This window comes from Stenotrophomonas sp. STEN033 (genome assembly GCF_056856655.1).
Window position 1 is genome coordinate 1 of sequence record NZ_JBXFWM010000106.1, and the last position, 7,195, is coordinate 7,195.

The 7,195-nt window shown below is 64.4% G+C and carries 6 protein-coding genes; 1 reads left to right on the top strand and 5 read right to left on the bottom strand.

Features of this window, described 5'->3' with window-relative positions:
• Positions 1 to 215 precede the first annotated feature (215 nt).
• Positions 216 to 1,583: an NAD-dependent succinate-semialdehyde dehydrogenase gene (locus AC1VXC_RS20590; protein ID WP_481540008.1), complete on the top strand. Its 1,368-nt coding sequence runs from the start codon at positions 216 to 218 to the stop codon at positions 1,581 to 1,583.
• Between the two features lie 308 nt (positions 1,584 to 1,891).
• On the opposite strand, the gene AC1VXC_RS20595 is transcribed toward AC1VXC_RS20590, so the two are convergent.
• The 5 genes from AC1VXC_RS20595 to AC1VXC_RS20615 all read right to left on the bottom strand — a co-directional run bounded on the left by AC1VXC_RS20595 (position 1,892) and on the right by AC1VXC_RS20615 (position 7,036).
• Positions 1,892 to 3,184, bottom strand: a complete 1,293-nt coding sequence (locus AC1VXC_RS20595) for a M24 family metallopeptidase (protein WP_313493659.1) — start codon at positions 3,182 to 3,184, stop codon at positions 1,892 to 1,894.
• A 30-nt stretch (positions 3,185 to 3,214) separates the two neighbouring features.
• Positions 3,215 to 4,228 (bottom strand): magnesium and cobalt transport protein CorA, encoded by a 1,014-nt coding sequence (locus AC1VXC_RS20600; RefSeq protein WP_313169487.1) that lies wholly within the window; start codon positions 4,226 to 4,228, stop codon positions 3,215 to 3,217.
• Between the two features lie 14 nt (positions 4,229 to 4,242).
• A complete protein-coding gene (locus AC1VXC_RS20605) occupies positions 4,243 to 5,472 on the bottom strand; it encodes a lipoprotein N-acyltransferase Lnb domain-containing protein (RefSeq protein ID WP_481539679.1) in 1,230 nt (409 codons plus the stop codon).
• Positions 5,473 to 5,477: 5 nt separating this feature from the next.
• Entirely contained in the window at positions 5,478 to 6,356 is an 879-nt protein-coding gene (locus tag AC1VXC_RS20610; protein WP_313169489.1) for an HlyC/CorC family transporter, read from the bottom strand.
• 71 nt (positions 6,357 to 6,427) lie between these two features.
• A complete protein-coding gene (locus AC1VXC_RS20615; protein WP_313493663.1) occupies positions 6,428 to 7,036 on the bottom strand; it encodes a hypothetical protein in 609 nt (202 codons plus the stop codon).
• Between the last annotated feature and the right edge of the window lie 159 nt (positions 7,037 to 7,195).

A 7,195-nucleotide genomic window follows, 5' to 3' on the forward strand; every position in this document is an offset into this window, starting at 1 on the left:
AAGCCGTTGAGCGGTCAGATCGCAGCCATGCTGGTGATTTCAACGCTGCCAGCTTCGCGGCTGACGCCGCTCCCACAATGATGCGGCCGGCTGATGGATGGCTGCTAAAAGCCCCTGCCGAGCATGGCTCGGCACTACAGGGCCGGCTTGGGATTTACCTGCGCGCAACATTCGCGGCGCTACCATTCCTGCATTCGTTGAATGCAGGTGAGTCCATGGCGTCGTATCAGACTATCAATCCCTTCAATGGCGAGGTCGTGCGCACGGTTGAGCTGCTGACTGCCGCTGGCATTGAGCAGCGTCTGGCCGCAGCTGAATCGGCGTTCCCACAATGGTCGGGTTTGTCACTGGAGCAGCGTGGCGACCATCTGCGCAAGGTCGCCGCCGGCCTGCGCGAGCGCCGCGACGAAATCCAGCGCGTGATGACTTCCGAGATGGGCAAGCTGCGCCGCGAAGCCCTGGCTGAGATCGAGAAGAGCGCGGCGGCCTGCGAGTATTACGCCGACCACGCGGCCGATTACCTCAAGCCGCAGCCGATCCCGACCGAGGCCCAGCGCAGCTACGTGATCTACCAGCCCATCGGCTGCGTGATGGCGGTGATGCCGTGGAATTTCCCGATCTGGCAGGTGATCCGCTTCCTCGCGCCGGGCTTGATGGCTGGCAATGTCGCCCTGCTCAAGCACGCCAGCAATGTGCCCGGCTGTGCCGATCTGCTGCGCGAGGTTGTCACCGCCGCGGGTATTCCAGTGGGCGTATTCGACGTACTGCACATCGACAACGATCAGGCCGCCGAGGTGCTGCGTGATCGTCGTATCAAGGCGGTCACCCTGACCGGCAGCGAGCGTGCAGGGCGGTCGATTGCAGCGAACGCGGGCGACCAGCTGAAGAAGTGCGTGATGGAGCTGGGCGGAAGTGATGCCTTCGTGGTGCTGGATGACGCCGATCTGGATCTGGCGGCGGCTGCAGCGGTGCGCTCGCGCTTCGACAACGCCGGGCAGACCTGCATTGCTGCCAAGCGCTTCATCCTGCTTGACTCCATTGCTGATGCTTTCGTGCAGCGCTACATCGAGGGCGCGCAGGCGCGCGTGTACGGCGATCCGCAGGACGAGGAAAGCACGCTCGCGCCGATGGCGCGCGCCGACCTGCGCGCCGAGCTGCACAAGCAGGTGTGCGCCAGCGTCGACAAGGGCGCGAAGGTGTTGCTGGGTGGCGCACCTGTGGCTGGCAGCAATGCGGGCTATCAGGCAACTATCCTCGACAATGTCGGGCCGGGCATGCCTGCCTACGAAGAAGAGTTGTTCGGGCCGGTGGCGGCGATCATCCGGGTCAAGGACGAAGCCGAGGCGGTACGTGTCGCCAATGACACCAGTTTTGGTCTGGGTGGCAGTGTCTGGACCCGTGATGTGCTGCGTGGCGAGAATGTTGCCGTGCAGCTGCAGTGCGGCGCGGCCTTCGTCAATTCAGTGGTGAAGAGCGACGCGCGGCTTCCGTTTGGCGGGACCAAACGGTCCGGGTTCGGGCGTGAGTTGGCGGGACCGGGTATTCATGAGTTCATGAACATCAAAACGGTGTACGTCGCCTGACGGCGAAGTTGTAGGAGCGGCGTAAGCCGCGACGCTGGTAATCCCATAAGGGCCCACGAAATCCTGCAACTGCAGCGAACTAGGTGCAGGCTGGGCAAGGTTTTGACCAGCAGCGGCTTCGCGGCTTGCGCCGCTCTGATACGGGCTGCTGGTAAAGCCCCTGCCGAGCATGGCTCGGCACTACGGATGCAGCTCCCTCCCTTTCGCGCAGCGAAGGGGAGGGTTGGGGAGGGGTAGGCTTTTCGGCTTCTGATTTTGCAGTTGCTTCGCGGCTTGCGCCGCTCCCACAAAACGCGCAGCCGTTCCCATCAACCGAACGGTTGGTCGATGGACTTGCTCTGCGGGGTCATCAGTGCGGCGCCATCCTCGGTGACGTAGAGGATGTCTTCCAGGCGTACGCCGAAGCGGTCCGGGATGTAGATGCCGGGTTCGTCGCTGAAGGTCATGCCGGGTTCCAGCAGGTGGGTATTACCGCGCACCAGGTAGTCCCATTCGTGCATGTCCAGACCGATGCCGTGGCCGAGGCGGTGGCTGAAATAGCGGTAGTCCGGGCCGTAGCCGGAATCGCTGATCACCTTGCGGGCAGCGGCATCCACATCGCCCATCGCCACGCCCGGGCGTGCGGTGTTCAATGCCGCCGTCTGCGCCTTCAACACGATGTCGAATACCTTGCGGATCTCGTCATCGGGCTGGCCCAACACCACGGTGCGGGTGATGTCGCTGGTATAGCCACCGGCACGGCAACCGCCGTCGAAGATGATCGGCGTGCCTTCGACCAGGTGCTGCGGTTTGTCCGAGCCGTGCGGTGATGCGGTGTACTTGCCGACGTTGACGCTGGCATCGCCCCTCAAGCCGGTGCGGGCATAGGCCATCGCCAGCAGGCCGCTGATGTCCTGCTCGGTCATGCCGGGCTTCAAGGCCTTCCAGACTGCTTCATATACCGCCAGCGTGGCTTCATTGGCCAGCTTCATCAAGGCCAGCTCGGCCGCACTTTTTACCCGGCGGCAGCCGGCTACCACCGGCCATGCGGGTACCACCTTGGCCTGTGGCAGGGCATCGGCAATGCCTTTGGCGCGGAAGTAGGGCACGGCTTCTTCCATGCCCAAGGTGCCAGTGGCATGGCCCATGTCACGCAGCACCTTGGCGACCAGGGCGTAGGGGTCTTCGTCTTCCTGCCAGCCACGTACATCGTTGCCCAGCTTGATCTGCTCCAGCGTGCGTACGCGCTCGAACTCCGGGGTGACGTAGACCGGCTCGCCCTTGCGCGGAATGATCACGCCCGTGAGGCGTTCGCTGTCCCACCAGTGCATGCCGGTGAAATAGGTCAGCGAGCTGCCAGCGCCAATGAACACCGCATCGATGCCGTGCTCGGCCATCAGGCGCTGGGCCTTGGCCACGCGCGCGATTCGCTCGTCATTGCCAATTGGTACAACCTGCGCAGCGACCGATTTCAGGGTGCGCATCGATTCGGGCAACGTGTTGTCGGAAGTGGCTTCCGTCTTTGCGGACGCGATCTGCGACAAGGGCAGCGCGGCGGCACCGGCGATCAGCGTATTGCGCAGGAAATTGCGGCGTGCAGGGTTGGTGTGGTCGTGCTGCATGGTTGCTCTCTGGAAAGACTGGGTAGCTGATCAAAGCCAGCCGGAACGTTTGAACAGGCGGTACAGCACCACGCAGATCACGCCGACGCCAAGCATCAGCAGCGGATAGGCGAAGCGCCCGGCCAACTCCGGCATATGCGCGAAGTTCATGCCGTACCAGCTGGTGACCAGGGTTGGTGCAGCCAGCAGCGCTGCCCAGGCACCGAGCTGCTTGACCGTCTCGCCCTGCGCCAGTGTCACCAGCGACAGGTTCACGCTCAGTGCGGTGCCCAGCATCTCGCGCAAGGTGTCAATGGCGTCGTTGACGCGTGCGGCGTGGTCCTGCACGTCGCGCAGGTACAGCCGCACTTCCTCGTTGATCAGTTGCGCCTGGTTGCGCTGCAGCTGGGCCAGGGCATCCTGCAGCGGCGCAACCGCCAGGCGCATCTTGTTGAGTTCGCGCTTGAGTTCGTACAGGCGGATCACTGTGCGCCGCTTGTAGCTGTCGGCGAATATGTCCTTCTCGAGCAGGTCCAGGGTGTCGCGGAAGCTGTCGGTGATTGGCAGATAGTGATCGACCACCGCATCCAGCACCGAGTACAGGCAGAACGAGGGGCCCATCGCCAGCAGCTCGGGCTCCTGCTCCAGTCGCGCGCGCACCGGCGCATACGACAGCGAAGCGCCATGGCGCACCGTCACCAGGAAGCGCGGGCCCAGGAAGGCATGGGTTTCGCCGTAGCGGATGCGCTCATCCACCACCTGCGCGGTGTGCACCACCACGAACAGGGAATTGCCGTAGGTCTCGATCTTGGGGCGCTGGTGCGCCTTGCGGGTGTCTTCGATCGCCAGTGGATGCAGGTCGAACTCTTCCTGCACCTTGTCCAGGATCGCGTCACTGGGTTCGTACAGGCCAACCCAGACGAAACCCTTGGCATCACCGGCGAGTACGTCGCTGATGCTGTCCAGGTCGAGCGGGCGCTGGGTGCCGTCGGCACCGTACCAGGTGCAATTGATCACGCAGGCCGGGTTGGCCTGGACGGGAGCTGGAGTGATGCCGGTAGTCATCCCGGCATCGTGCCTCAGCTGGCCGTTAACGCCAAGCTGCGGCGCCCCAGGATCAGCGCCAGCGTGATGTGGATGGGCAGCAGCAGCACGATCCACTGCATGTTGAACTGCGCCTGCAGCGATAGCCAATGCAGCGGCAGCGCCAGCAGCGCAATGCCGGTCATCAGCCACAGGACGACCCGGAACCAGGCGCGTGGTTGGCGCCCGCGCAGCAGGCTCCAAGCGCCGGGGATCAACAACAGGGCCAGCGGACTGAGCAGCAGCAGGTTGCGGTTGGCCCAGGCGGCCTGGTGCTCGCTGAAGCCCCACAGGAAGGTCAGCAGGCCGCCGGCAACACCACAGAACAGCCAGAACGGCAGTGCGAATCCGCCGATCAGGCGTGGCTTGCGGCGTGCGGCGTACAGCGCAGCAGCAACCGCCAGCCCGATCAGCAGCCACGGCCACCAGGAGCGTTGCTTTTCCTTAGGCTCGGGCGGCAGACGCTGCGGCAGCAGTTCCTGTTCGGCCTGTACCAGCGGCCGGCCTTCACTGTTGCGTACTTCGCGCAGGCTGTCGGCCAGGCGCATGGGCACGAAGGCTTCCTGCCAGCGTGACAGCGGCTGGTCAGCGTTTGGGCCCAGGCCAAGGTCAAAGCCCAGCCACATCCACGGCGAAGGCGAGGCCAGTCGCACCGATTCGCTGCGATAGCTGTTGCCACGCGAGCGACCGGCCAGCTGCGATTGCAGGGCCCCGCCCATGGCCTGGTCCAGGCTGTCGCGCACCATGGTGGCGCAGTTGGCGGTGAAGTAGTCGTAGCGGTAGCGCGCGTTCTCGGGCTTGGCGCGTTCGGCCAGCGCATCAGCCAGCGCTCGTGCCTGCGCCGGTGGCAGGTCCAGCCACTGGATGTTTGCCCCGCGGCCAACACTCTCGTACTGCGCCAGGTCCTGTTCCAGCGGCAAGGCGACCAGGTAATACATCATCTTGCCGCGCACGAAGTTACCGATGAAATCCGGCTCGGACGGGTCGAAGAAGCCAAAGTTGTATGACGTTGCCTGCCCGCTTGCCGGGTCCAGCACCACCAGGGCGTCATGGCCGAAGCGCTCGAAGAACACTTCGCCCGGCAGCATGGTCACCACGCCGATGCGTGGTGCCGGCTGGGTGCTGGTTTCGCTGGTTTGGTTGGCGACAGGTTGTGCGCTGCTGGCCATGGCGGCCAACAGCAGGAACAACGACGCAAACGCGGACAGCAGACGCGGCAGGCGCAGGGTGATCAAGCTTCGTCCTGGTCTTCGGGCGGCAGGATGGTGACGTGGAAGGCCTGCACGCGGCGTGCATCGGCCTTGGCCACCCGGAACACGAAACGCTCCAGGGTCAGCTCATCGCCAATTTCCGGCAGATGGCCAACGGCCTCGGTGACCAGGCCGCCGATGGTGTCGTAGTCGTCGTCGGAGAAGTCGGCACCAAAGCGCTCATTGAAGTCACCAATGGTGGTCAGCGCGTCCACCACGTAGCGACCATCGGCGAGGATGGCGATCTGCGAGGTGTGGTCTTCGGTCTCGTCGTGCTCGTCGTCGATCTGGCCGACAATCTGCTCCAGCACGTCCTCGATGGTGACCAGGCCGGCGACACCGCCGTACTCATCGACCACGATGGCCATGTGGTTGCGCGAGAGCCGGAACTCCTTGAGCAGCACGTTGAGCTTCTTGGCCTCGGGGATCAGCACCGCCGGGCGCAGCAGTTCGCGTACGCTGGCATGGCTGTTGTCGGCTACCACGCCGCGCAGCAGGTCCTTGGCCAGCAGGATGCCAAGGATGTCGTCCTTGTTCTCACCGTGTACCGGGAAGCGCGAATGGCCGGAGTCGACCACCTGCTTCATCAGTTCGATGAAGGGGCATTCGACGGGCAGGGACACCATGTGCGAGCGCGGGATCATCACGTCGCCGACGGTCAGCTCGGCCACCGAAATGGCGCCTTCCATCATCCGCAGGGTGTCTGCGGCGATCAGGCCGTCCTGCTGTGCCGTCTGCAGGGTGGCGACCAGCTCGTCGCGGGTATGGGGTTCGCTGGAGAACGCCGAACCCAGGCGCTCCAACCAGCTGCGTTTCTTCTCGCCGTTCTCGGGCGAGGTACTACTGTCGTCTTCAGACATCTCTTGGTTTGACTGCACCCGGCAGGCCGGGCGGTGCCGACAAGTCTAGCAGGATGTTTGCCGCGCCCTGTTCAAGCAGGCGATGGGGTAGGGGTCTGCACGCTGGGGGGCACGGACGGGGCTTCGACGGGGGTGTCGGGGGCGGCCGGGGTATCTTCCTCGGCAGGCAGGTCCAGGCTGTAGGTGCAGCCCGCCAGGGTTTTGCCGGGGTGGGATTTGACCGTGGACACGCCCAGGATCACCGACTCGATCAACGCCTCGCCGGTCTTGGCGTCGTTGACGTCGCGGCTGACCAGCTCGCGGCCGGCCATGAACTTGTCCGGGGCGTCGTAGCCGGTTTCCAGCTCCAGCTGTTTGGCCAGCGGGTGCGGGTCTGGCATGTCGAGGATGGCGATGATGGTGCCGCCGGCCATGGCGATATGGTCGGCGCTGTGGCCGAACACCGTGATCGGGGTGTTCAGCATGTACTCGGCCATGAACAGGTTGCCTTGCGGCAAGGGCCGCCAGCCCAAGGCAACGGCCTTCAGCGGATCATTGGCGATGGGGGCCAATGCCGCGAACTCACTGACGCTCTGCCGGCACTCTATCAGCGCGGGCAGGTCGATGGCGGGCTGGGCATGGGCCGAGCCGGCAGCGAGGAGGAGTAGCGGTAGCAGGTAGCGTGAGCGCACGGCATTCATTCGGTGAAGTGCAGGGGCCGATGATAGCCGCATCGTGGTGCGGCGCTGTGTTGCAGGAGCAAGCGTGGGTAGTGCCGAGCCATGCTCGGCAGAGGCATTGCCAGCAATGCCCGGTAGTGCCCCTGTCTCTTATACACATCTGACGCTGCCGAAGACGGA